Origin of the sequence: Neolewinella litorea, from assembly GCF_004803465.1 — a bacterium.
Taxonomy (GTDB): domain Bacteria; phylum Bacteroidota; class Bacteroidia; order Chitinophagales; family Saprospiraceae; genus Neolewinella; species Neolewinella litorea.
The window spans coordinates 1300403-1323733 of the sequence record NZ_SRSF01000001.1; the positions used below are offsets into that span (position 1 = coordinate 1300403).

Below are 23331 nucleotides of genomic sequence, written 5' to 3' on the forward strand. Positions count from 1 at the left end.
GCCACCGTAAATGCAATTGCCGGGTATGTCCATTGAAAACCACAAACTGTCCGTTTCCGAAAAGGTAGGATACGCCCTCGGCGACCTGGCCGCTAACCTGATATTCCAGACGCTGGTCACCTTCATTGCCTTTTTCTATACCGACGTCTACGGCATTCCCGCCGGATGGGCGGCCATGATCATCTTCTGGGCCGGCATCCTGGGCGGTGCCGTGTTTACCCCGGTTATGGGCGCTATCGCCGACCGCACCCGTACCCGCTGGGGCAAGTTTCGCCCGTGGGTCCTCTGGACGGCCCTCCCCTTCGGTGGCATCGTGATGCTAACCTTCGCCACGCCGGACTTCGCGCCGACGGGCAAGCTGATCTACGCCGGTGTAACCTACCTGCTGCTCGTGATGATCTATTCGGCCAACAACCTCCCCTACAGCGCGCTGAGCGGAGTGCTGACGGGCAGCATGGCGGAGCGGAACAGTCTCTCCAGCTACCGCTTCGTAGCGGTGATGGTAGCGCAGTTCATCATACAGGTACTCGTCCTGCCCATCGTGCTCATCCTGGGCGACGGCGACAAGGCCGTGGGCTTCGAACGCACGATGACCGTGCTGGCCTGCGCCGGGGTGGTGATGTTCCTGATCACCTTTCTTACCACGCGGGAGCGGGTCATTCCGCGTCCGGAGCAGGAATCTACCGTCAAGGCCGACCTGCAGGACCTCATGCGCAACCGGCCCTGGGTCATTATGCTGTGCCTCACCACGCTGGTCTTCGTGGCCCTCGCCCTGAAAGGTGGATCGTACATCTACTACTTCTCCGAATACCTGAGCGAGCCGGCCCTGGTCGCCTTTCTGGAAGGGATCGGCTTCAACGGTTTCATTAAAGGATTGAACCGGACGCTGACCGGGATGGGGCTAACCGAATTCCGGTGGCCGGAAGACCCCGCCACCTCAGCTTTCAGCCTCTTCAACGCCACCAGCATCATCTGTCAGATCATCGGCATCTTTTTCAGCAAGGGACTGGCCGACCGGTACGGCAAACGCAACGTTTTCGGTACGGCCCTATTCGTTTCCACCCTCTTCTTGCTGGTCTACATCGTCTTTCCGCCGGATGCCGTCGGACTGATATTCCTGGCGCAGGTCGGGCACGGGCTGGCATACGGCGTCACCGTACCGCTACTCTGGGCCATGATCGCCGACGTGGCCGATTTCTCGGAGTGGAAGAACAACCGCCGGGCTACGGCCATCATTTTCTCGGCCATGATCTTCGGCTTGAAGGTTGGACTGGCGATCGGCGGTGCCCTGGTGGCGAGCCTGCTGTCGTACTACGGGTACCAGGCCGGGCTCAGCGCGCAGGCTCCGGAAACGGTGGCCGGCATCCGCCTGCTGATTAGCGTATTCGCCTCCCTGCCCTTTCTGATTGGCGGCGGACTGCTCTTCTTCTACCCCATCAATAAGCAAATGGAGGACCGGATCGAGACCGACCTGCTCGTCAGCCGGGCTCAGAACGTAGCCTGATTACCTCCCCTCATCAACGCCCGATATGGATCAAGCACCCGACTACGAAGAACTGGAACGCGCGGCCCTTTCGCCCCCGCTTGTCCGCCACATTTACACCGCCGACCCTTCCGCGCATGTCTTTGAGGGGCGGATCTACATCTACCCCTCCCACGATATCGATGCCGGGATCCCGTTCAACGACAACGGCGATCACTTCGGCATGGAGGACTACCACGTCCTTTCAATGGACGAACCCTTCGGCCCGGTGCAGGACCATGGGGTAGCGCTGCACCTGCGCGACATCCCCTGGGCCTCCCGCCAGTTGTGGGCCCCGGACGCCGCGGAGAAAGACGGTACCTACTACCTCTTCTTTCCGGCCCGGGACCAGCACGGGCGTTTCCGCATCGGCGTGGCTACGGGTGATCGGCCCGAGGGTCCGTTCCGTGCGCGGCCCAGTGCCATACGTGGCAGCTACTCCATCGATCCGGCGGTGTACGCCGACGAGGACGGTGCCTACTATCTCTACTTCGGCGGCCTGTGGGGCGGGCAGCTGCAGGAATACCGCCACAACCGCTACGACAAGGTATACGCGGAGCCGGCCGACGAAGAGCCGGCCCTTGGCCCGCGGGTAGCCCGGCTGACCGACGACCTGCTGGAGTTTGCCGAGGTGCCGCGGGAGATCAAGTTGCTGGACGAGCAAGGCGAGGTGCTGAAGGCCGGCGACCACGACCGGCGGTTCTTTGAGGCGGCCTGGATGCACCGCTACCAGGGCACCTACTACTTTTCCTATTCCACGGGCAATACCCACTACATCTGCTACGCCACGGGCAGCTCCCCCTATGGGCCATTCACCTACCGGGGGCGCATCCTCTCGCCCGTCATCGGCTGGACCACCCACCATTCGATCTGCGCGGTGGGCGACCGCTGGTACCTTTTCTACCACGATTCCGTACTTTCCCGGGGCATCACCCACCTGCGGTCGGTCAAAATGGCCGAGATCCGCTACCGCCCCGACGGGTCGATCGAAACCCTGGACCCCTACCCGGGCCGATAACCACGTCATCCAGATAACTACCCCGATATGTCTACTCTATTCGATCTTTCCGGCAAGCACGCGCTTCTCACCGGCGGTACCGGCGCGCTCGGTACTGCCATGGCCCGCGGTCTGCTTGCCGCCGGGGCGCGGGTTGCCCTGCTTAGCCGTAATCCGGAGAACCTGCAGAGCGCGGCGGATGAACTGGGCGCGGACGCGGGTGCCGTGATCCTGCTGCGCGGCGACGTCACCGACCGCCAAAGCCTGGAGGCCGCCCGCGATGAGCTCAAAAGCAAATGGGGAAAGCTGGACATCCTGGTCAACGCCGCCGGCGGCAACCGGGCGGGGGCCACCATTGGTCCGGAGCAGACCTTTTTCGACCTCAACCTGGAGGACTTTGCCGGCGTGAGCAAGCTGAACCTGGACGGAACGGTAATCCCAAGCCTCATCTTCGGCCAGCTCATCACCGAAGGGGCGGGGGGCAGTATCGTGAACATCTCCAGCATGGCCGCCGACCGGGCGATCACGCGAGTGGTCGGCTACAGCGCCGCCAAGGCCGGTATCGACAATTTTACCCGCTGGCTGGCCGTGGAAATGGCGCGTAAATACGACGGCAGGGTCCGCGTGAATGCCATCGCACCTGGGTTTTTCATCGGAGAACAGAACCGGCGGCTGCTCCTGGAAGAAGACGGCTCGCTCACCGCCCGGGGAAAGACAATCATCGCCAGCACCCCGATGAACCGCTTCGGTAAGGCGGAAGAATTGATCACGACCCTCGTGTACCTCTGCGCCGATGCCAGCAGTTTCGTTACCGGCATCGTTGTACCCGTTGATGGCGGCTTCAGCGCCTTCTCCGGAGTGTAGGGTCAGGCGGATAATTCCGGCCAACATCGCGAACCGCGCTCACCCAGGTCCAATTAGCACAGAGATATCAGCGGGAAAGTCCTGACGCAATTCTTACCTTGCACACCCCTAACTAAAGCTTTGCGTTCATGCAACACCACAATCTGCGCGAGAACCTCAAGGTGGCCGCCCTGGTAGAAGATACCATCACCAAGGGCCAGGGTCACCTGAGCGACACCGGCGCCCTCATCATCAATACGGGCAAGTTTACCGGCCGTTCCCCGAAGGACCGCTACATCGTCGAGGACGATATCACCCGCGACACCGTCGACTGGGGAAAGATCAACATTCCCATCGGCCAGCAGACTTTTGACCAGCTGCTGGAGAAAACCCGGGAGTACGCCAAGGGCCTCGACGCCGTTTACGTCCGCGACGCCTACGCCTGCGCCAGCCGCAAGTACCGCATTAACATCCGGGTATTCACCGAGTACCCCTGGCAGAATATGTTCGCCTACAACATGTTCCTCCGCCCCGACGATGAGCGCATCACCAACCTGCTCACCGACGAGTGGACGATCTACGCTTTCCCCGGCGTGAAGGCCGACCCCGCCGTTCACGGTACGCGGCAGGACAATTTCAGCATCATCAACTTCACCAAGAAGATGATCCTGATCGGCGGCACTGCCTACACCGGCGAAATCAAGAAGGGCATCTTCTCCGTACTCAACTACGTGCTGCCCACCCGCCGCGATGTGTTAAGCATGCACTGCTCCGCCAACGTGGGCACCAAGGGCGATACGGCCCTGTTCTTCGGCCTGTCGGGAACGGGAAAGACCACCCTGAGCAACGACCCAGACCGCCGGCTGATCGGCGACGACGAGCACGGCTGGAGCCAGGCTAACGTCTTCAACCTCGAAGGCGGCTGCTACGCCAAGGTGATCGACCTGAGTGAATCGAAAGAGCCCCAGATTTACCGCGCCATCAAGTTCGGTGCCCTGCTGGAAAACATCGGCCTCAAGGAAGACGGACACACCCCCAACTACGAGGACGACAGCATCACCCAGAACACCCGGGTAAGCTACCCCATCGATCACATCGAGAACATCATGTACAACAGCCGGGGCGACATCCCCCGGAACATTTTCTTCCTTACCTGTGACGCGTTCGGCGTACTGCCTCCCATCAGCAAGCTGACGCCCGAGCAGGCCATGTACCACTTCATCAGCGGGTACACCGCCAAGATCGCCGGTACCGAGACGGGCATTACCGAGCCCCAGCCGAACTTTTCGGCCTGCTTCGGCGCGCCGTTCATCCCCCTGCACCCCACGCACTACGCGGATATGCTCGGTAACAAGCTTAAGCAATCCGCCGACGACGGAGAACCCATCAGCGTGTGGCTGGTAAATACCGGCTGGACGGGCGGCGGCTACGGAGAGGGTTCGCGCATTGAACTGGCCTTCACCCGCGCCATGATCAAGGCGGCCCTGACCGGTGCGCTGGATGATGTGGAATACGTCACGGACCCGGTCTTCGGACTCAGTCGCCCCACGAGCTGCCCGGACGTCCCCAATGCCATCCTCAATCCGCGCGATACCTGGCGCAACGAGAAGCAGTACGATGAGGCCGCAGAGAAGCTGGCCCACTTGTTCCACAAGAACTTCTCCAACTACGCCAAGGAGGCAGACAAGGCCATCGTCAACGCCGGCCCCGAATAGGTACCGCGCTAAGGCAAAGTTTCAGGCCGGTGGCCGGGAGGGTAGCTTACCCTTCCGGCCACCGCTGATTTAGGGCAAAGGGTGATCTTGTTCCCGCAACGCCCGATCGTACTCCGCCGGCAGAAAGGGTGCTTCTCGCAGGGCCTGCCGGGCCTCCTCCGGCACCTCCCTTTTCCAGCGGCGGTGGCTCCACAGCCAGGGCACGGGATCGCGGAGGATCTCCTGCTCCAGTTGACGGGCGAAGGCTTCCGTGATGAACCCCTGCGGTTCGCGCCGCGGGTGGTCGGTGACGGGAATCAGCTCGGCGAGGTATTCCCCGCGTCTTTCCCGGCGGAGGGTCATGTAGTAGACCGGACGGTTGTACCGTACCGCGTACCGTTCGGGGCCGGCCATGAAACCGGTAGTGCGGCCCAAAAAGGTGGTCCAGTGCAACTTTTCCCAGCGGGCATTGCTCGGGGCCTGATCGGCGACGAAGAAGTCGACGGTTGGGCTGACGGGTGGGTGTGCGTAAAAGTCGCTAACCCAGGACCGCGGTACCATCAGAACGCCCGTCCGCTGGCGGTTGGCGGTGATGAGGCGGTCCATCACCTTGTCCTTCAGTGGGGCGTAGATCGCCATGAGGGTAAAACCCCGGAGTTGGGAGGGGAAGGAGATGCCGGCTATTTCCCAATTGCTGTAGTGCCCCCCGTAGGCAATGAAACTGCGGCCTTCGGCCCGGAGGTGGTCCACCGCTTCGGGGTTGAGGATACGGCACCGGCGCACCGCCGCCCGCTCGCTCAGGGAGAACAGCTTGATGCTTTCGACGATCGTCTCGAAGAAGTAGGAATAGTACGCTTTGGCCAGTGCCATGATCTCGGCCTCACTACGGTCAGGTAAGGACCCACGGAGGTTATCCAGGACCACTTCCCGGCGGTATCCCACCCAGTGCCAATTGACCCAGGCCAGCCCCGAAGCGACTCCGTAGAGCACCGGCCACGGCAGGTAACTGAGGGGAAGCAGAACGAGATAATACAGCAGGTAGGCCAAAGGGAGGGGGAGCGGGGGATTTACAGTTTGTTCTGCAGTTGCTCCAGGCGCCGTCGCACCTTCTGCAGGCTATCGACGATTTCCTGTTTATCGGCCGAGGGTTTGTTTCCGGAAGCTATCTCCCGACGCGCACCGTCAAGGGTGAATCCGCGCTCCCGTACCAGGTGATAGACCTCGCGGAGTTGCTGGATATTTTCCTTGGTGAAACGGCGGTCGCCGCGGCTGTTCTTGTTCGGCTTGATGTGGCTGAATTCGTTTTCCCAGAAGCGGATCAGGGAAGTATTCACGTCCAGTTTCTTGGCCACTTCACCGATCGAATAGTAGCGCTTCAGGTCGTCGTCGTTCTTATCGTTCGGCATAGGGGAAGGCTTGGTTGTTCAGGGCCGAAAAGTACGACCTTTTGGCAATAGCGCAGGGTGGCCCACGCTACCTGCCGTTCCCGGGTCAGATGGCCGCAGCCCGGCGGGGGCGGGATTGCGGGTCATCCAGTTGCCGATGCCTAACTTTCCCCGGTGCGCCTACCCCGCCATATACGCCCTTACGGTCCCTCAGCCCTGTTGCTGGAATGGGAGCCGCGGATCGACGAACGCATCAGCCGCAGCGTGCACGCCTACGCCGCTGCCATCGCCGACCATCCGGCCATAACGGAATGCGTACCGGGATACGCCTCCCTTCTGATCATGTATCGACCGGAGGCATGCTCAGCTTACACGCTGCGGGAATACGTATACGGCCTTTCCGTGGAGGAAGGTGATCTGGAGACGGGCAGGCAGCACCTTATTCCGGTGCTGTACGGGGGGGCGTGGGGACCAGACCTGGATGCGGTAGCCGTCGCGACGGGCAACTCGGCGCAGGAGGTGATCGATCTGCACGCCGGCCGCGAATACCTGGTGTATATGCTGGGGTTCCGGCCGGGCTTTGCCTTCCTCGGACCCACCGACGAGCGGTTGCGGGTGGACCGCCGCCCCTCACCCAGGGACCGGGTGCCGGGCGGGGCCGTGGGGCTGGCGGGCCAACAGACGGGCATCTACCCCGGCGAGGGACCGGGTGGGTGGCAACTCATTGGGCGCTGTCCCCTGCCCCTGCTCGACGGAGGCGGCCACCCACGCCTACGCGCCGGTGACCGCGTGCGGTTCCAATCGGTAGACGAAGCGACGTTCTTCCAGTATCAAGATCAACACCCATGAGCCGTCTTCTTAGCGTAACTGCGCCAAAGCGGGGCGGCGGCTGGCGATTCGTCGATGGTGGCCGGCCGGGCCTCCGTCACCTGGCCATCCCCGGCGGGGGCCCGGCCGACCGGGAAAGTGCCGCAACCGGCAACCTGCTGCTGAAACAGGCGGCGCTGTCCCCCTGCATCGAGATTACGCTCAGCGGCGGGCGATGGCGATTCAACGGCCAGGGTACGCTGGCCCTGACCGGTGCCGACTTCGGCTGGCAACTGGACGGCCACCCCGTGGACCGGTACACTACCCTTCCTCTGGAAGGTGAACACGAATTGCGGGGCGGATTCGCCCGACGGGGGTGCCGGGGGTATCTATGTGTGCGAGGCGACTGGCAACTGCCCAGGGTAATGGGCAGTATCGAAGCAGGTTTGCCCGGCGCGGTGATGCCGCAGCCGGGATTTTCCTTCCGAGTATCGAGCGACGACCACCAACCCCGACAGCAGGAGGCTCCACCGGTTAGCTTCGGGATGGAAATGGTTGCGGTTGACGTGGTAGCCGGCCCGGAATGGCACTGGCTCGACCGCAGGCACCGCGATATGCTGTTGAACACCCCTTTCCGGGTCGGGCCCGCGTCGGACCGGCAGGGGGTGCGACTGGAATTACCCGCGAGCTACGACACTACCCTACCCTCCCTGTTAAGTTCCCCGGTACTGCCCGGCACGGTTCAGTGGACGCCGTCCGGACCGATATTGCTCGGGCCGGATGCCCAGACCGTGGGGGGTTATCCCCGCGTGCTGGTGGCCACTGCTTTGCCCGATGCAGTATTTCAGCTGCGGCCGGGGGGCGAGATAATCTTTCGGATGGTCAAAGGAGATCCTTAACGCTGATGTAGAGTCCTCCAATCACACCGATCAGGCTGAGCAGAATGGTGAGCCAGGGGTTGGTTCCGAATTCCCCGTCGAGCCAAATACCAATGAAGAGACACACCCCAATGGTGCCGATGAGTTGGGCACCAATGCCCATGTACTTCGTCCAGGCCCGGGCGTCGTTGGTATTGCGTTTGGGGGTGGACATATCCAGGGGTAGGTTGAACCGCGGGTAACCCGATCAAGGCCCCGGGAAGGTTTAGAAGGTGGGGCAGTATACGCCGCGCCGCTGGTTACCGCAGATTTTGTACTGCAGGGAGAGTTCGAAACCTCCGTTGCCGTCGGTGGCCACCTTCAGGTCACTGGTGTTGATGTCGTAGCTGAAACCGAGGGCGAAGTTCTCGTAGTCGAACCGGGTGCTCAGGATGAGGGCGTCGGTTAGGACGCTGCTGTCGAGGCGGTTGCTGACGCGGGTCCACATTCCGACCTGGAAAGCCTGGGTGGCGGCGTTGCGGCCACCGTCGAGGAGGAATTTAAGGTTGGTACCGGCGTTGACCTGGAAGCTGGGTCCCTGGTTCATGATGATGACGCCGGGTACGAGTCCGAAGCGGCTGTTGAGCATGAATTCACCACCGGCGTGGGCCGTGAAGCGGCTGTACAGCAGGTCTTTGCCTTCGTTGTCAAAGCTTTGGTTGGCCCGGTTCAGGTGGTGGAAGGCACCGCCAGCGTAGAGACTGTTGTTTTCGTCGAAGACCATGAACCAGAGGAGGCCCACGCCCATATCGGCGAAGAGGAACTGATCGCGGTCGAGTCCGTTCTCCCCACTCGGCGCGCTGGGGTCGAAACCACCGTCGCCATCGTGTTGGGAGCCCCACCGTAAGGCCAGGAAGTCGAGGCTACGCTGTGCGGCGCCGAGTTCGGCCCCGGCTACGAGGTAGTTGCCGTACTTGCGGCTGCCGCCCATTTTCTTGGAGTAGCTGGCGCTCACCTTACCCGTGGTGGTAGCGAAGCTGGCTTCCCCGGCGCGGTCTCCCCAGAAGGTGCCCCCGATGCCGAAGAAATCACTGCGGCCCACGGCCACGCGCTGGTCGTAGCTGACGCTGTAGGTCTGAAAGGCGTTTTCGCCCAGTACGGAGGCCCACTGGCTCCGGTAGTTTACCGCAATGCGGCTGTTACAGTTCATCACCCCCGTCATCGCCGGGTTCAGGTTGAGCGGCGACATGTAGAACTGAGAAAAGTGGATATCCTGAGCCTGCAGCGCCGTGGCGCAGCAGAGCAGAAACAGCAGGGTATGGACTAACTTCATATCAAGGGGCGGTTTAAGCTTTTTTTGAGAGACGAAAGGCCGGGCAGAAGGGAAGACGAAAACAGTCGAAAAAAATGCAGCGGGGCCCTTTTGCAATGTAACGTGCCCTCATTCAAAATTAGTCTTATGCGATAAAAAAAGACCGGTCGCGCAAGCGCAGCCGGTCCGGAAATAAACACCTAAAACCCTATTATTCTATTTTGGCGAGGATCCCGCCGTACAGTGCAACTGATTGATGTTGGCTGGCCGACACAACTAAAAGTTTGCCTGTGCCACAAAAATAGGAGTAAAAGTTCATACGCAAAAATCCTTGCGGAAAAAATGGTTGATACATTAATTACCGCCGTATTGGCCCTGATCATGTTTTCGATCGGGCTCAGTATGCAGTACGGTGATTTTGGTCGACTGTTTTATGCACCCCGTGTACTGTTTCTGGGGCTTTTCCTGCAATTGGTGGCCCTACCCTGTACCGCTTTCGTGGTCGCCTCATCGCTTCCGCTACCGCCCTCCTTCGCCCTGGGATTTCTTATTTTAGCTGCTTGTCCGGGCGGACTTTCCAGTAATTATATTTCCTACCTCCTGCGGGCGAATACAGCACTTGCGGTCAGTTTGACAATTAGCAATTCCTCCCTTGCCCTGCTGACCGTACCCATCATCGTTAATCTGGCTTTGGAATACTTCCTTCCCGGGGCCGGCGCAGCCCTACTGCCGCTGCTACCGACGGCCTTTCGCATCTTTCTCATCGTGCTGGTACCGGTACTGGCCGGCATGGGATTCCGGCACCTGCTCCCGCGCACCGCCGCCCGTCTGCAACCCTTCCTGCGCAAGGGCACCCTGGTGTTGCTCGCTCTGGTATTTCTGCTGAAAATTGCCGCCCCGCCGGAACAGGGGGGCAGCGCCTTGACCCTGGAGGAAGTAGGGACCATCCTGCCCGCCGCGCTGCTGATCAACGGCGTGGCCCTTTCGTTTGGAACGGTTTTCGGTGGCCTTTTTGGGATGAACCGTGACAACCAGCTCACCCTGGGCGTGGAAGTAGGCATCCAGAATACCTCGCTGGCTTTCGTCATCGCGGGCAGTTTCCTCGACAACGAGCAGGCGCTTAAACCCGCCCTGGTGTACGCCATGTTCACCTTCTTTACAGCCCTGGGCTATGGCTTACTGCTGAAACCCGACCGGTATCATCACCTCCGCCGGGAATTTACCGGCTGGTGATCAACTCGATGTACCCGCTGACCGGCGTATCTCCGGCGACGATGCCCTGCAACTGACGCTCGAAGACCGTGCCCACGTAGTAGTAGGTGCCCGAGGGAAGCGCCTCGCCGTTGAGGTTGGTGCCGTCCCACCGAATTGCCGGATCCTCGGTTTCAAAGACGAGTTGTCCCCAGCGATTGAAAATCTTGAATTCCACCCGTTCCACGAAACACAGTCCACGCGGTACGAAGAGGTCGTTCTGGTTGTCGCCGTTGGGGGTAAAAGCGTTTGGCAGGTCGTAAATGGGACAGTTGGTGACGCACACCCGGTTGCTGGGTTGGCTTTCGTTGCCGTTGCCGTCGATGGCGGTGATGGTGTAGCACCCCACGATGCCCGCAGTGGGGAAGTGGTCGAATGCGAGCAGGTCGTCGCTGTCTACCTGCGCCACCAACTCCGGCGCGCCCGTACTGTCGGGGGCAAAGAAGATCCGGTAGCCGACAACGTCGTCATCGCCGCATACCTCTTCGGACGATTTCCAGAGCAGGGTATTGAACAGGTTCTCTTCCTCCGTACAGTCCACGCCGCGATCGCAGACCGATTCTACGGTAAGCTGGGGCGGACAGGGGGCCACGTTATCGTCGGTAACGGCGCAGACCTCCTGACTGCGGTTCAGCAGGGGGGAGGGAATTTCGTCCAGATTGTAGCTGCCTATGGAGCGTACGTAGTAGCAGTATTCGAGTCCGTTGACCAGTCCGGTGTCGCGGTACATCTGATCGGCTACCGTGACGACGCTTTCGTAGGTACCGGCACCGGGGGCCCGGCGGAATACCTCGTAGGCCTGGTTGGTCCAGGGTACCAGTTCGGTCCAGCTCAGGTCCACGGCTCGGTCAGTGGGGGCTGCAGTCAGGCGCACGCTGCTGGCGGGTTGCGCCTCCCCTACCGGCTCGTTCTCCCCTTCGACGAAGAGTTCAATGCGGTAGCTGTAGGCCTGGGCCTGGGTGTTCAGGTTATTGTCGGTGTAGCAGGTATCGACGGGGTCGCCGAAGAATGGTCTTTCGTAGGTCTGAATGGCCTCGAAGGCAGCGGGGTCGGCCGCTTGTCCTACGGCGCGACTGAGTACGTAGCTGTACGGACCGGTGTTGAGCAGCGTGTCGAGGCTTTGGGCGTCGGGCAGTATCCAGCATACTTCGATCTGGCCGGAGGTAGTGTTGGTACTTACTACATCGACCTTCGTCAACAGCGGGATGTCCCTGGCTAGTTGGACACATATCTCCTCCGAAGCCAGCGATTCTATCTCTTCAAAGATCAATCCGGTACTCGCCGTACGGCGTACCATCACGGCTACGACCCGGTAGCAGTAGGTACGGCCCCGCTCAACGTCGGTATCGGTGAAAACATACCGGCCATCGGCTATGTCCCGGACTTCCGTATCCGTGATCTGGGTGTACCCCCTGCCGGCCAGGCCGGTCTGGCAGGTATCGGGCGTAAAGTTGTTGCTACCCTCCCGTCGCCATACGGTGAAGCCCAGAAAATCCGGGTCCTCGTTCTGCTCGCAGGCGTAGGGGTTGGCCCAGCTCACGGTGATCTCTTCCTCGCCGACCGCAGCCCGCAGGTCGGTGGGGGGCGGTGCCACGACCTTGATGGCTACGGTACGCAGGGTAGCCAGGCCGGAAGGACGGGGCTCGCCGGTATCTACCGCCCGGATCACCACGAAGTATTCCTGGTTGCTGATGTCGTTGCAGGAGGTTTGCCAGCGAAAGGTCTTACGGACGGGATCTTCCTGTGGACTGTTGGATTGCGGCAGGAAGGTGGCGGGGTTGCCGGTCAGGTCAAAGGGGCGGCCGCTGGCCGTGAGGGTGACGCGCTGGTCGGTATCGGTGAGCGGTGCCGTGCCGATGACATCAAATTCCACGACCTCGCCGGCCACCACGCAGATCTGTTCGCGGGCCAGCTCGATCACGGGCGGATCGTTGGAGCAATCGTCGACAAAGATCTGCATGTCGCGCACGAGCGTATCCAGGGGTATGCCGTTGCGGTACGACTTCACCATGAAGGCCAGGTTATACTCCCCGGGAATGGTCGGGGTATCCCAGGTGATCTGTCCCGTCTGCGGGTCAATCTGCAAACTGCCGCTGGAGCCGCTTACCGCGTTGGGCAGTACGTAGTTAGCGATGGGCGCCCGCGGGGCGAAGGTGGGCACCGTGAATTCGAAAGCCAGGCTGTCGCCGTCCACGTCAAAGGCTCCGGGGTTGTGGGTCCAGACGGAGCCGATACAGGCGTTGTCGATGGGGTCCTGGCTCAGCTGCGGAGTGGTATTGCATCCGTTGACGATGGGATTAACCAGGGCAAAGGAAGTAAAGACGCTGAAGGGAATATTGACCGAGCCGGGAATATTGCGCACGTTGCGCACGCGGTTGACGTCCTGAAAACTGAGCACGTAGCGCCCGAAGGCCGGGTACCGGTGGCAGAAGGTGTACTCGTTGCGCTGAATGCCGGGCGCTACAGGGGTTATGCTGGTACGCCCGATGCGTTCCGTGATGCCGTCGCCCCAGTTGAGGTCCAGACTATCGCGGTCCACCTCCGTTTGGGCCGTTTCCGTATAAGTGATGATGGTAGCGCAGGCGCGCAGCTGGTCGCCGGGATTGGAGCAGTCGCCCGCCGCCCGGACGATGATCTCGCCGGCGCGGTTATGGGTGGCGGTCACCAGGGCGGGGAGCAAGACAAGTAAGGCGAGTAACAGGCGCAGGCGCATGGGCGGTCGGTTGTTCTGGGCGCGACAACGACATGCCGCTACCGGAAGTAACGCATAATTCAGGAAATTGCTTCGCCGGGTCAGCACCGACGAGCCCAAATGTCTTGGCCTGCGCTAACTCAGCAAGCCCTGCAACTTCATGGCCAGACCCATGTCGCCCTTGATCTTGACCTTGCCGCTCATCATGGCCATCATGGGGTTCAGCTTACCGCTGCGCAGTTGCTCAAGGATGTCCACCGAGGTGATCACCACGGTATCGGCGTCCTTGTCTTCGTTGGTCACCTTGGCGGTATCGCCGGTCATATCGATGAAGATGACCCCCTCGTCCAGTTGCAGTTTGATGCTTTTGCCGAGGTTGGGGGCGTTGGCGGCCGCTTTGGTTACGCCGTCGTTGAGTTCCTGAAAGGTCATGGTCAGATGATTTGCGGCAAGGTAGGCATTGTCGGCGGGCCGGTGGCGCAGGTCCGCATGCTACCCGCGCCGGAGTACGTGGTATACGGTAGTGTAGGTGGTAAATTCAAGATCCCTGCCGGATGCTCCCTCATCCAGTCTCTCTGACAGTGCTTGCGCCAGAGACTCCGGCAATTCAGCGGCGCCAAAGCGGGCATCCAGTACCGGCCGCAGTGCGGCCTCGGAAAGGAACAGGGAAGCGAGTTCGGCGGCATCTACCCGGACATTCAGGGTAGCGGTCTGGGAGGAGATTTTCCGGATGGCCGACTCCTCCAGACCGGAAAACGTCACGGCGGGGTCGTAGCCGTCGTCCTTGCGATCGGCAACGGCGATGCCCAGCAGTTCGTGACAATAATCGTGCAGGGGTGCGGTAAAATCGTACACCACTACCGTGGCCCCGGGGCGACCCACTCGCGTGATTTCGTCGAGCAGGAGCTGGGATTTGGCGTAGCAGAGCGACCCGGCGAAGGTCACCACGTCGAACGACTTGTCGGGGAAGTCCAGGCGGCGTCCTCTTTGCAGGCGGTAGTCGATTCCCGGGCTTTTGGGTGCCAGTTCCAGCATGGCGGCGCTGGGGTCGGTGCCCGTCACCCGGTCGCAGAAACGCCGCAGCGCGCGGGCGCTGTGCCCCGTGCCGCAGCCGACGTCGAGTCCGCTGGCGTAGCGACCGTGTAAGCAGTGTTCCAGGAGTTGACCGTGCAGGGGCGGTCGGTAGGCGGCGTAATACCGCGCGGTTGGTTCGTCGTAGTTCATATGTGGATTAGGACGAAGCCGCCAGTTGTCCGACCTGCTCCCGGGCCTGTACCAGCACGGCCGGAATACCGCCCGGCTCCTTGCCGCCCGCGGTGGCGAAGAAAGGCTGACCGCCGCCCCCGCCGCGGATGTGCCGGGCGAGTTCGCGAATCAGGGCACCCGCGTCCAGCGCCCCCTCCCCTTTTCCGGCGAGCCCCTTGCTGATGGCTAGGGTGAGCAGGGCTTTTCCGTCGTCTTCGCTGGCGAGCAGCACGAAAGCATTGTCGTTTTCCCCGGTAAGCTGGAAGGCCAGGTTCTTGATGGCGGCGGCGTCCGAGAGCGGCACCTTCTGGGCCAGAAAGCGCACTCCGTTCAGGTCTTCGAAGGCCGATTCCAGTTCCCCCTTCAGGTCACCGGCTCGCTCGGCCTGCAATTTGTCCAGTTCCTTCTTCAACTGGCGGTTTTCTTCCTGCAGGTTGCGGACGGCGTCGGCGGGACTGGGGTTGCCCTTCAGCAGGCCGCGTACTTCTTCCAGGGTACCCAGGCGGTCGTTCACGTAGCGTTCGGCGGCCTGGCCGGATACGCCCTCGATGCGCCGTATGCCGGCGGCCAGGGCACTTTCGCTCGTAATCTTGAAGAGGCCGAGCTCCCCGGTGTACTTCACGTGGGTGCCCCCGCAAAGTTCGGAACTGAACTCGGGGTCGAACGTGATGATACGCACCGTGTCCCCGTACTTCTCGCCGAAGAGCATCATGGCTCCGCTGTTGCGCGCCTCGGCGATCGGCACATCGCGCTGCTCGAGCAGGGGGATGTTGGCGCGGATCTTCTCGTTTACCAGCTGCTCGATGCGCTGCAGTTCTTCGTCGGTGGGCCGCTCGAAGTGGCTGAAGTCGAAGCGGAATTTGCCGGCGCGCACGTCCTGCCCCTTTTGCACGGCGTGCTTGCCGAGCACCGCGTGGAGAGCGGCATGGAGCAGGTGCGCCGCTGTATGGTTGTTGCTCACGGCCTGCCGCTCCAGGGCGGTCACTTCGGAATAAACTTCCCCCTGGGGATCGGCCGGGAGCCGGTCGACGACGTGTACCGTCAGGTCATTTTCCTTCTGGGTATCGGTCACCTGCAGCATCTCCTCCCCTACCCGGATGCGGCCGCGGTCGCCGGCCTGGCCGCCGCTTTCGCCGTAGAAGGGGGTGCGGTCGAGTACCAGCTGGTACTGCGGCTTGTCCTTCACCTTCACGGTACGATACTTCGTGATGCGGGCCCCGGCGTCCGAGAGGACATCGTAGCCGATAAACACGGAGGGCTCGTCGCTGAGCACCGTCCAGTCGCCCACTTCCTTGGCCGCGTCGCGGCGGCTGCGGTCCTTTTGCTCCTGCAGGGCGGCGCGGAAACCGGCTTCATCTACGCTCAGCCCACGCTCCTCGGCCAGCAGGCGGGTCAGGTCGATGGGGAAGCCGAAGGTGTCGTAGAGTTCAAAGGCATCGCGGCCGTTGATTGTACCGCCTGTGGTCTCCAGGGCCGCGAAGCGCTGCAGTCCGTTTTCGAGGGTCTGCAGGAAAGACCGCTCCTCACTTTGGATAATGCGTTCGATCTGTTCGTGCTGCCGGGCGAGTTCCGGGAAGGCGTGGCCCATCTCCCGCACCAGTACCGGCATGAGCTTGTGCATGAAGGGTTGCTGCTGCCCCAGGAAGGAGTAGGCGTACCGTACGGCCCGGCGCAGGATGCGGCGCACCACGTAACCGGCACCGCCGCTCCCGGGGAGTTGTCCGTCGGCAATGGTGAAGGCCACCGCGCGCAGGTGGTCGGCCACCACCCGCATGGCCATGTCTGATTGGGCATCCGGGGCGTAGCTGCCGCCGTAACGGTGGCCGCTCAGCCGTTCGATCTCGGCCAGGATGGGCGTAAAGATGTCGGTATCGTAGGTAGCATCCTTGCCCTGCAGCACCATACAGAGGCGCTCGAATCCCATGCCCGTGTCGACGTGGCGCTCGGGCAGGTTGCCGAGGCTGCCGTCGGCGCGGCGGTTGAACTGAATAAACACGTTGTTCCAGATCTCGACCACCCCGCTGCCGTCGACGTTGACCAGTTCCCGGCCGGAGGTGGCCGCGCGGGCCTCATCGGGGCGCAGGTCGACGTGGATCTCGGTGCAGGGGCCGCAGGGGCCGGTCTCGCCCATCTCCCAGAAGTTATCCTTTTTGTTGCCGTACAAGACACGGTCTTCGGGTAGGTAACGCAACCAGAACTGCCGGGCCTCATCGTCGACGGGGATTCCCTCGTCGGGTGCCCCTTCAAAGATCGTGGCGTAGAGCCGGTCGGGGTCGATGCCGAGGCGGTCGGTGAGCAGCTCCCAGCTCCAGGCGATGGCCTCATCCTTGAAGTAATCGCCGAAGCTCCAGTTGCCCAGCATCTCGAACATGGTGTGGTGGGTGCCGTCGCGGCCCACGTCGTCGAGGTCATTGTGCTTGCCACTGACGCGCATGCATTTCTGCGTATCGGCTACCCGGCGCTTGTCGGGCACGCGGTCGCCCAGGAAGTAGTCCTTGAACTGGTTCATGCCGGCGTTGGTGAACATCAGGCTGGGGTCGTCCTTATTGACGATCGGCGCGGAGGGCACGATTTTGTGGTCTTTCTCGCGGAAAAAATCGAGGAAGGCCCGGCGAATTTCGGTAGCAGTCATGGGGCAAAGGTAGTATAGCCCGCAGCTACCCGGCAAGGTAATCCGCGGCCGGAGGGCGGGACGGCTCCGGGGGGCGGCGGCGCGCCGGTGCAATGAATCAGGTACCCCGGCGTTGAGATAGTGGGTGTGGGCGTGGGTGGCTTCGAAAAACACCCTTCGGAAACCCGGGAAAAGGTAGCATGGCATGACCTATCTCCCGGACTATTTTACGACCTTTGCCAACCGAACTCTGACCCTCACCGGTCTGCAACATAGGGGAATGCGATTTTTAAACTTTTTTAAGCAGGAGCTGGCCGTGGATCTCGGTACAGCTAATACGCTCATCATGCAAAACGGGGAGATCGTCATCGACGAGCCCTCGATTGTTGCCATTGACCGCAAGTCGGAAGAAACCATCGCCGTGGGTCGTCGGGCGATGCAGATGCACGAAAAAACCCACGAGAATATTCAGACGGTCCGCCCCCTCAAGGATGGGGTGATCGCCGATTTCCGGGCCGCCGAGCAGATGATCAAGGGATTGATCGACATGATCGGCCGCCGTCGGGCCTTCTTTTCCCACCTGAAAATGGTGATCTGCATCCCTTCGGGCATCACGGAGGTGGAGAAGCGCGCCGTATTCGAAAGCGCCGCCCGGGTGGACGCCAAGGAAACCTACCTGATCTATGAGCCCATGGCCGCCGCCCTCGGCATCGGCCTCGACGTGGAGGAACCCGTCGGCAACATGATTATCGACATCGGGGGCGGTACCACCGAGATCGCCGTCATCGCCCTGTCGGGGATCGTGAGCGACCAGTCGATCCGCATCGCCGGTGATGAATTGACGGAGAACATCGTCAATTACATGCGCAAGACCCACAACATCCTCATCGGCGAACGCACCGCCGAGCAGATCAAGATTCACGTCGGCAGTGCCCTGCCAGAACTGGACGACCCACCGGCCGACTTCTCGGTCAACGGCCGCGACCTTCTGAACGGCATTCCGCGGCAGATTACGGTCACCTACCAAGAGATCGCCGGTGCCCTCGACGAGGCGGTAGTGCAGATCGAGGACGCGGTCATCCGTGCCCTGGAGACCATCCCGCCCGAGCTGGCCAGTGACATCTACAGCACGGGCCTCTACCTGACGGGGGGCGGCGCCATGCTGCGCGGCCTCGACCGCCGCCTGAGCAAGAAGACCCAACTGCCGGTCCACGTGGCCGAAGAGCCCCTGCTGGCCGTCGTACGCGGTACCAGCAAGGCCCTGCAGGACACCCAGCGCTACAAAGCGATTCTCGTACCCGCCAGCAGTGTCAGTTGATGGGTAGACTGCTGAGAATACTCCTCAACAGCAGCGGCTTATTCACCTTTGCCGGCCTACAACTCCTTTGTCTTTACCTCATCGTCAACCACAACGATACCCAACGCCAGATCTGGGCGGAAACCAAATCCGTCTACGGCTCCACCCTGTCGGAATTCATTTCCGACAAGCTGGCTTTCCTCGACGTGGCCCGGGAAAACGAGATCCTGCGCCGCGAAAACGCCGCCCTGCTGGCCCGCATTCCGGGGTCCGGCTACGATACTTCCGTGGATACACTTCCCGTACGGGATTCCCTGCTGCAGCAGCGCTTCACTTACCTGGCCAGCCGGGTGATCAACAAATCGCCCTACGGCCCCTATAATACCCTGGTGATCGACCGCGGCTCCAACCTCGGAGTAGAACGCGGTCAGGGCGTAGTATCCGACGGCGGCCTGCTCGGCATCATCAGCGAAGTGACCCCGCGGCACGCCCGGGTGATCAGCATCCTGCACCTGGATACGCGCATCAGTGCCGGCCTGGACAACAGTGCCTTCGGGACCCTGAAATGGAACGGCCGCGACCCCCGGCGGGTCACCATCACCGATATGCCCGATTACGTGCCGATCGCGCCGAACGATACCATTTATACCACGGGTTACTCCAACGTATTCCCTACCGGTCTGCCCATCGGCACCGTCGAATCCAGCGAGCCCCTGCCCGGCACCGGCAGCCAGGACCTCACCGTGGTGCTCCTCAACGATCCCCTGCTTGCCGCTAACGGCTATATCGTACGCGATCTTTTCAAGGAGGAGCTGGACCAACTCAACCGGGTGCGATGACGACGGCGGCCCTGGTCAATAGCGTCCTCCGGTTCTTCCTGTTGCTGGTGGCGCAGGTCTTCGTCTTTAACCAGATCGCCTGGGGCTGGTCGGGCAAGGATTACCTCTTCGTTTTCGTTTACCCCCTGTTTGTGGCTCTGTTGCCCATGCGCACGCCGCGGCCCCTGGTGATCCTGCTGGGCTTTTTGCTGGGAATCTCGATTGACTTCTTCAGCGAAACCCTGGGCCTGCACGCCGGTGCCCTGACGTTCACGGCCTACTGCCGGCCCCTGATCCTGCGCCTGGTGCAGCCCCGCGACGGGTACAGCATCAAAGCCTACCCTACCGCGGCGGACCTCGGCAGTGGCTGGATGTTTCGTTATCTTGCCTTCCTGTTGCTGGCCCACCTGCTGGCCTTCTTTTCACTACAGACCTTTTCCGTGCTGTTCCTCACCGATATCATCATCAAGACCCTGCTCTCCCTGCCGGCCAGCTTGCTCGTACTCGGTGCCCTGATCCTCATTTTCAATCCCCGCGCCTGATATGGCAGCCAGCAAACTCGACGTACGGACCATCAGCATTCGCACCATCATGGTGGCGATCACGCTGATGCTGCTCGGCAAGGCCTTCCACCTCCAGGTGGTGAGTGATGCCTGGCGGACCCGCGCCGAAAGCGTGGGCAATAGCCAGATCGATCAGTATCCGGCCCGCGGCCTGATGCTGGACCGCAACGGGAAACTCCTCACCATTAATGAGCCGATCTACCAGATCGAACTTACCTATCATCAGTTTGCCGCCCATGCGGCCACCTTCGACACCCTGCGGTTCTGCGAGTTGCTTGGCATTACGCGTGATTATTTCGAGGAGGCCATCCCGCAGGAGTGGGGCGGGAAGTACAGCAAATCGAAGCCCTTCACCTTCCTTTCGAACGTCTCCCCGGCCGTTTACGCCACTTTCCAGGAAAACCTCTTCCAGTTTCCGGGCTTTTCGGCCAGCTTGCGGTCTTCCCGCAATTATCCGCACACCGTAGCCGCCCACTTACTCGGCTACATGGGTGAAGTAAGCCAGCGTACGATCGACCGCGGCGAAGGCCGCTACGTTTCCGGTGATTACCACGGCATTTCCGGCCTGGAATACCAATACGAGGATTTGCTGCGCGGCGACAAGGGCCGCCGCCTGGTGTACCGCGACCGCCTGGGCCGGGAAGCCGGCGAGGTGCTCGACGGGGCACTCGATGTGAACGCCACCGTGGGTACCGACCTGGTAACCACCATCGACCTCGACCTGCAGGAATACGGAGAGGAACTGATGGTCAACAAGATCGGCAGCATCGTAGCCCTGGAGCCCAGTACGGGAGAGGTGCTGGCCATGATCTCGGCCCCGACCTACGATCCGCGTTCCCTCCGCATAGGTCGCGATCGCGGGCGTTCTTTTACGCGGTTGCAGCGCGATACCCTGCAACCCCTGCTCAACCGGGCCATCAACGGCAAGTACCCCCCCGGCTCGCCCTTCAAGACCCTCGTGGCCCTGATCGCCATGGAAACCGGCACCCTGGAAGCGGACCGCGGGATCTCCTGTTACGGCGGGTTTGCCAGCGGCGGCCGCGTACTTCTGGGATGCCACAGCCACCCCTCCTGCCGCACCGTCGAGGATGCCATCGCGCAGAGTTGCAATGCCTACTTCGTGACCGCCTGGCTGGAGAACATCAACCGCTACGGTAGCCTCACCCCGGAGCGCGGGCTGGACGAGTTCAACGAATACCTGTATCAGTTTGGGCTCGGGCAGAAGCTGGGCATTGACTTTCCCGGCGAAATCGCCGGCAACGTCCCAACGTCGGAATATTACACCAAGCGCTTCGCCCGCGATCAGTTCTGGCGCGCCATCTGGATCCGCTCACTGGCCATCGGACAAGGGGAATACGAGCTCACCGCCCTGCAAACCGCCAACATGGCCGCAGCCATCGCCAACCGGGGACACTGGTACACGCCCCACCTGGTCAAGGAAGTGCAGGAGGGCGATCAGGGCCTTACCCGCGAACTGACCCCGGAACGTCACGACATCGACATCGACCGCGACCACTTCGAAACCGTCGTGCGCGGGATGCGCAAAACCGTAACCGAGGGTACCGCCCGCATCGCCAACGTTCCCGGAATTGAGATTTGCGGCAAGACGGGCACGATCCAGAACTCCCACGGCGACCACTCCAGCTTCGTGGCCTTCGCCCCCGCCAACAATCCGAAGATCGCGATCATGGTCTACGTTGAGAACGGCGGCTTCGGCGGAACCGTCGCGGCACCCATCGCCAGCCTGATGATCGAAAAGTACCTCACCGGGGAAATCTCCGAAAACCGCAAGTGGCTGGAGCAGCGGATGCTGGACAAGGATATGACCCAGCGCGGCGAAAGCACCATCCGCGTCAAGTAGCCTCCGATATTTTTTTGCCGGGACCGAACGTCTGTACCATGAGGTACGTTATATTAGTGTAAACCCGGTGACCACTGGGTTTTATACATTTTATTTAATTTCATTCGTAGGAGAGTTTTCTCCACGCACAAAAATTTAACCGCATGGACACTATCAGCAACAAACAGACCAAAGGACTTAACCGACTCATTACCACCCTCTACGACGGAGAGAATGGTTACAAGGAGGCTGCCGAGGAAGTAGACAGCGTATCGCTGGCTACCAAATTCCGTGAGTTGAGCCAACAGCGTTACAACTTCGGACACGAAATCAAGCCCTTTATTACCAAACTCGGTGGTAAAGTCGACAAGGGAGGCAGCACCGGAGCCGCTCTGCACCGCGCCTGGATCGACATCAAGTCGGCCCTCGCTACCCAAGATGAGGCCGCCGTCCTGCAGGAGTGCATCCGCGGCGACGAAAGCGCCATCGAAACTTACCGCGACGTGCTTACCGACACCAGCTATTCCAGCGATGTCCGTCAGGTAATCACCCGCCAGCTGGAAACCTTCGAGCGCACCGTAGCCGAACTGAAGCAGCTCAAGCAGACTTACAAGAACGTCTAAGCAACCGAAAGACTTCACAACGTAATCAACCCTCTTGCCTCCGGCAAGGGGGTTTTTTGTATTCGCGCCGGCCGGGTCGGTAGTGTTATCTTCCCGCCCCTTAATCGTTTTCGCCGGTGTCCAACAGTGCCATTCTTCTCATACATTGTCCCGATCAACCCGGTTTGGTGGCCCAGGTAACGGAGTTCGTCCACCGCAACCGGGGCAATATCATCAACCTCGACCAGCACGTCGACCGGCACGTTGGGCAATTCTTCATGCGCATTGAGTGGGACCTTGAGAACTTTCTCATCCCCGCCGACAAGATCAACGACTACTTCGAAACCCTGATCGGCAAGGCGTACAATATGGAGTGGCAACTGCACTTCAGCGAAAAGCGGCCCCGGATGGCCATATTCGTCAGCAAAGCCAGCCATTGCCTCTATGACCTTTTGCAGCGTCACGGTACGGGCGAATTTGACTGCGAGATCACCGCCATCGTCAGCAATCACCGGCAGCTGGAGTACATCGCCGATCGCTTCGCCATCCCTTTTTATCACATTGCCATCGACAAGCACAATAAGGCGGAACAGGAAGAGAAGACCACGGCCTTGTTGCGCAGCCTGGACACCGACTTCATCGTGCTGGCCCGCTACATGCAGGTGCTTTCCGATGCGTTCTGCCGCACGTGGTCCTACCGCGTGATCAACATTCACCATTCCTTTCTCCCGGCCTTCAAGGGTGCCCGGCCCTACGAGCGCGCCTTTGAGCGGGGCGTAAAGTTGATCGGGGCTACGAGCCATTACGTGACGGCCGATCTTGACGAGGGGCCCATTATTGCCCAGTCCGTCGAGCCGGTCAGTCACCACCACACCGTGGACGACCTGAAGCGGATCGGCAAAGACGTTGAGAAGCGCGTACTGAGCCAGGCCGTTTATCTGCAACTGCGTCACCTGGTCCTGCCCTTTGGTAACCGCACCATTATTTTCAACTGA

The 23331-nt window shown here is 61.1% G+C and carries 21 protein-coding genes; 13 read left to right on the forward strand and 8 right to left on the reverse strand.

Annotated elements, in window-relative coordinates; all coding sequences use genetic code 11:
* Positions 1-25: 25 nt before the first annotated feature.
* The 4 genes from E4021_RS05420 (at position 26) to pckA (ending at position 5077) form a co-directional block, all read left to right on the forward strand.
* Complete coding sequence (locus E4021_RS05420; protein WP_136457074.1) at positions 26-1504, forward strand: MFS transporter; 1479 nt, start codon at positions 26-28, stop codon at positions 1502-1504.
* Positions 1505-1529: 25 nt separating this feature from the next.
* Positions 1530-2540: a glycoside hydrolase family 43 protein gene (locus E4021_RS05425; RefSeq protein ID WP_136457076.1), complete on the forward strand. Its 1011-nt coding sequence runs from the start codon at positions 1530-1532 to the stop codon at positions 2538-2540.
* A 27-nt stretch (positions 2541-2567) separates the two neighbouring features.
* Entirely contained in the window at positions 2568-3383 is an 816-nt protein-coding gene (locus E4021_RS05430; protein WP_136457078.1) for an SDR family oxidoreductase, read from the forward strand.
* Positions 3384-3511: 128 nt separating this feature from the next.
* Positions 3512-5077: a phosphoenolpyruvate carboxykinase (ATP) gene (gene pckA / locus E4021_RS05435; RefSeq protein WP_136457080.1), complete on the forward strand. Its 1566-nt coding sequence runs from the start codon at positions 3512-3514 to the stop codon at positions 5075-5077.
* A 69-nt stretch (positions 5078-5146) separates the two neighbouring features.
* On the opposite strand, the gene E4021_RS05440 is transcribed toward pckA, so the two are convergent.
* Positions 5147-6103, reverse strand: a complete 957-nt coding sequence (locus tag E4021_RS05440; RefSeq protein WP_136457082.1) for a lysophospholipid acyltransferase family protein — start codon at positions 6101-6103, stop codon at positions 5147-5149.
* A gap of 20 nt (positions 6104-6123) precedes the next feature.
* Positions 6124-6462 (reverse strand): MerR family transcriptional regulator, encoded by a 339-nt coding sequence (locus tag E4021_RS05445; RefSeq protein WP_136457084.1) that lies wholly within the window; start codon positions 6460-6462, stop codon positions 6124-6126.
* 153 nt (positions 6463-6615) lie between these two features.
* Here E4021_RS05445 and pxpB point away from each other — a divergent pair, with 153 nt between their 5' ends.
* Both pxpB and E4021_RS05455 read left to right on the forward strand, forming a co-directional pair.
* Complete coding sequence (gene pxpB, locus E4021_RS05450) at positions 6616-7290, forward strand: 5-oxoprolinase subunit PxpB (protein WP_136457086.1); 675 nt, start codon at positions 6616-6618, stop codon at positions 7288-7290.
* Positions 7287-8147 carry a 5-oxoprolinase subunit C family protein gene (locus E4021_RS05455; protein ID WP_136457088.1) on the forward strand — a complete coding sequence of 287 codons (861 nt, stop codon included), beginning with the start codon at positions 7287-7289 and terminating at the stop codon, positions 8145-8147. Before pxpB ends, E4021_RS05455 begins: the two co-directional genes overlap by 4 nt.
* On the opposite strand, the gene E4021_RS05460 is transcribed toward E4021_RS05455, so the two are convergent.
* Complete coding sequence (locus tag E4021_RS05460; RefSeq protein ID WP_136457090.1) at positions 8131-8340, reverse strand: AtpZ/AtpI family protein; 210 nt, start codon at positions 8338-8340, stop codon at positions 8131-8133. The genes E4021_RS05455 and E4021_RS05460 overlap by 17 nt on opposite strands.
* 51 nt (positions 8341-8391) lie before the next feature.
* Entirely contained in the window at positions 8392-9438 is a 1047-nt protein-coding gene (locus tag E4021_RS05465; RefSeq protein WP_136457092.1) for a PorP/SprF family type IX secretion system membrane protein, read from the reverse strand.
* A 321-nt stretch (positions 9439-9759) separates the two neighbouring features.
* Here E4021_RS05465 and E4021_RS05470 point away from each other — a divergent pair, with 321 nt between their 5' ends.
* Positions 9760-10650 (forward strand): bile acid:sodium symporter family protein, encoded by an 891-nt coding sequence (locus E4021_RS05470; protein ID WP_136457094.1) that lies wholly within the window; start codon positions 9760-9762, stop codon positions 10648-10650.
* Here E4021_RS05470 and E4021_RS05475 read toward each other — a convergent pair.
* From E4021_RS05475 to alaS, 4 genes are all read right to left on the reverse strand, one after another.
* Complete coding sequence (locus tag E4021_RS05475; protein ID WP_136457096.1) at positions 10637-13381, reverse strand: gliding motility-associated C-terminal domain-containing protein; 2745 nt, start codon at positions 13379-13381, stop codon at positions 10637-10639. The two genes, E4021_RS05470 and E4021_RS05475, sit on opposite strands and share 14 nt — an antisense overlap.
* A 114-nt stretch (positions 13382-13495) precedes the next feature.
* Positions 13496-13792: an SCP2 sterol-binding domain-containing protein gene (locus E4021_RS05480; RefSeq protein ID WP_136457098.1), complete on the reverse strand. Its 297-nt coding sequence runs from the start codon at positions 13790-13792 to the stop codon at positions 13496-13498.
* A 60-nt stretch (positions 13793-13852) separates the two neighbouring features.
* Complete coding sequence (locus E4021_RS05485) at positions 13853-14584, reverse strand: class I SAM-dependent methyltransferase (protein WP_136457100.1); 732 nt, start codon at positions 14582-14584, stop codon at positions 13853-13855.
* Between the two features lie 7 nt (positions 14585-14591).
* Positions 14592-17237, reverse strand: a complete 2646-nt coding sequence (alaS, locus tag E4021_RS05490) for an alanine--tRNA ligase (protein WP_136457102.1) — start codon at positions 17235-17237, stop codon at positions 14592-14594.
* 259 nt (positions 17238-17496) lie between these two features.
* Here alaS and E4021_RS05495 point away from each other — a divergent pair, with 259 nt between their 5' ends.
* The 6 genes from E4021_RS05495 to purU all read left to right on the forward strand — a co-directional run bounded on the left by E4021_RS05495 (position 17497) and on the right by purU (position 23331).
* Entirely contained in the window at positions 17497-18534 is a 1038-nt protein-coding gene (locus E4021_RS05495) for a rod shape-determining protein (RefSeq protein WP_136457104.1), read from the forward strand.
* The gene (gene mreC / locus E4021_RS05500) at positions 18534-19352 is read left to right on the forward strand and encodes a rod shape-determining protein MreC (RefSeq protein WP_136457106.1); all 819 of its coding nucleotides are present in this window, start codon (positions 18534-18536) and stop codon (positions 19350-19352) included. The genes E4021_RS05495 and mreC overlap by 1 nt, the downstream gene beginning before the upstream one ends.
* The gene (locus E4021_RS05505) at positions 19349-19873 is read left to right on the forward strand and encodes a hypothetical protein (protein WP_136457108.1); all 525 of its coding nucleotides are present in this window, start codon (positions 19349-19351) and stop codon (positions 19871-19873) included. The genes mreC and E4021_RS05505 overlap by 4 nt, the downstream gene beginning before the upstream one ends.
* 1 nt (position 19874) lies before the next feature.
* The gene (gene mrdA, locus E4021_RS05510; protein ID WP_136457110.1) at positions 19875-21755 is read left to right on the forward strand and encodes a penicillin-binding protein 2; all 1881 of its coding nucleotides are present in this window, start codon (positions 19875-19877) and stop codon (positions 21753-21755) included.
* 143 nt (positions 21756-21898) lie between these two features.
* The gene (locus tag E4021_RS05515; RefSeq protein ID WP_136457112.1) at positions 21899-22357 is read left to right on the forward strand and encodes a ferritin-like domain-containing protein; all 459 of its coding nucleotides are present in this window, start codon (positions 21899-21901) and stop codon (positions 22355-22357) included.
* 116 nt (positions 22358-22473) lie between these two features.
* Entirely contained in the window at positions 22474-23331 is an 858-nt protein-coding gene (gene purU, locus E4021_RS05520; protein WP_136457114.1) for a formyltetrahydrofolate deformylase, read from the forward strand.

What these genes read in the sequence shown, in the direction of transcription:
- E4021_RS05420 (WP_136457074.1), top strand. Translation starts at nt 26, where the DNA reads ATGTCCATTGAAAACCACAAACTGTCCGTTTCCGAAAAGGTAGGATAC.
- E4021_RS05425 (WP_136457076.1), top strand. Translation starts at nt 1,530, where the DNA reads ATGGATCAAGCACCCGACTACGAAGAACTGGAACGCGCGGCCCTTTCG.
- E4021_RS05430 (WP_136457078.1), top strand. Translation starts at nt 2,568, where the DNA reads ATGTCTACTCTATTCGATCTTTCCGGCAAGCACGCGCTTCTCACCGGC.
- pckA (WP_136457080.1), top strand. Translation starts at nt 3,512, where the DNA reads ATGCAACACCACAATCTGCGCGAGAACCTCAAGGTGGCCGCCCTGGTA.
- E4021_RS05445 (WP_136457084.1), bottom strand. Translation starts at nt 6,462, where the DNA reads ATGCCGAACGATAAGAACGACGACGACCTGAAGCGCTACTATTCGATC.
- E4021_RS05455 (WP_136457088.1), top strand. Translation starts at nt 7,287, where the DNA reads ATGAGCCGTCTTCTTAGCGTAACTGCGCCAAAGCGGGGCGGCGGCTGG.
- E4021_RS05460 (WP_136457090.1), bottom strand. Translation starts at nt 8,340, where the DNA reads ATGTCCACCCCCAAACGCAATACCAACGACGCCCGGGCCTGGACGAAG.
- E4021_RS05465 (WP_136457092.1), bottom strand. Translation starts at nt 9,438, where the DNA reads ATGAAGTTAGTCCATACCCTGCTGTTTCTGCTCTGCTGCGCCACGGCG.
- E4021_RS05470 (WP_136457094.1), top strand. Translation starts at nt 9,760, where the DNA reads ATGGTTGATACATTAATTACCGCCGTATTGGCCCTGATCATGTTTTCG.
- E4021_RS05475 (WP_136457096.1), bottom strand. Translation starts at nt 13,381, where the DNA reads ATGCGCCTGCGCCTGTTACTCGCCTTACTTGTCTTGCTCCCCGCCCTG.
- E4021_RS05480 (WP_136457098.1), bottom strand. Translation starts at nt 13,792, where the DNA reads ATGACCTTTCAGGAACTCAACGACGGCGTAACCAAAGCGGCCGCCAAC.
- E4021_RS05485 (WP_136457100.1), bottom strand. Translation starts at nt 14,584, where the DNA reads ATGAACTACGACGAACCAACCGCGCGGTATTACGCCGCCTACCGACCG.
- alaS (WP_136457102.1), bottom strand. Translation starts at nt 17,237, where the DNA reads ATGACTGCTACCGAAATTCGCCGGGCCTTCCTCGATTTTTTCCGCGAG.
- E4021_RS05495 (WP_136457104.1), top strand. Translation starts at nt 17,497, where the DNA reads ATGCGATTTTTAAACTTTTTTAAGCAGGAGCTGGCCGTGGATCTCGGT.
- mreC (WP_136457106.1), top strand. Translation starts at nt 18,534, where the DNA reads ATGGGTAGACTGCTGAGAATACTCCTCAACAGCAGCGGCTTATTCACC.
- E4021_RS05505 (WP_136457108.1), top strand. Translation starts at nt 19,349, where the DNA reads ATGACGACGGCGGCCCTGGTCAATAGCGTCCTCCGGTTCTTCCTGTTG.
- mrdA (WP_136457110.1), top strand. Translation starts at nt 19,875, where the DNA reads ATGGCAGCCAGCAAACTCGACGTACGGACCATCAGCATTCGCACCATC.
- E4021_RS05515 (WP_136457112.1), top strand. Translation starts at nt 21,899, where the DNA reads ATGGACACTATCAGCAACAAACAGACCAAAGGACTTAACCGACTCATT.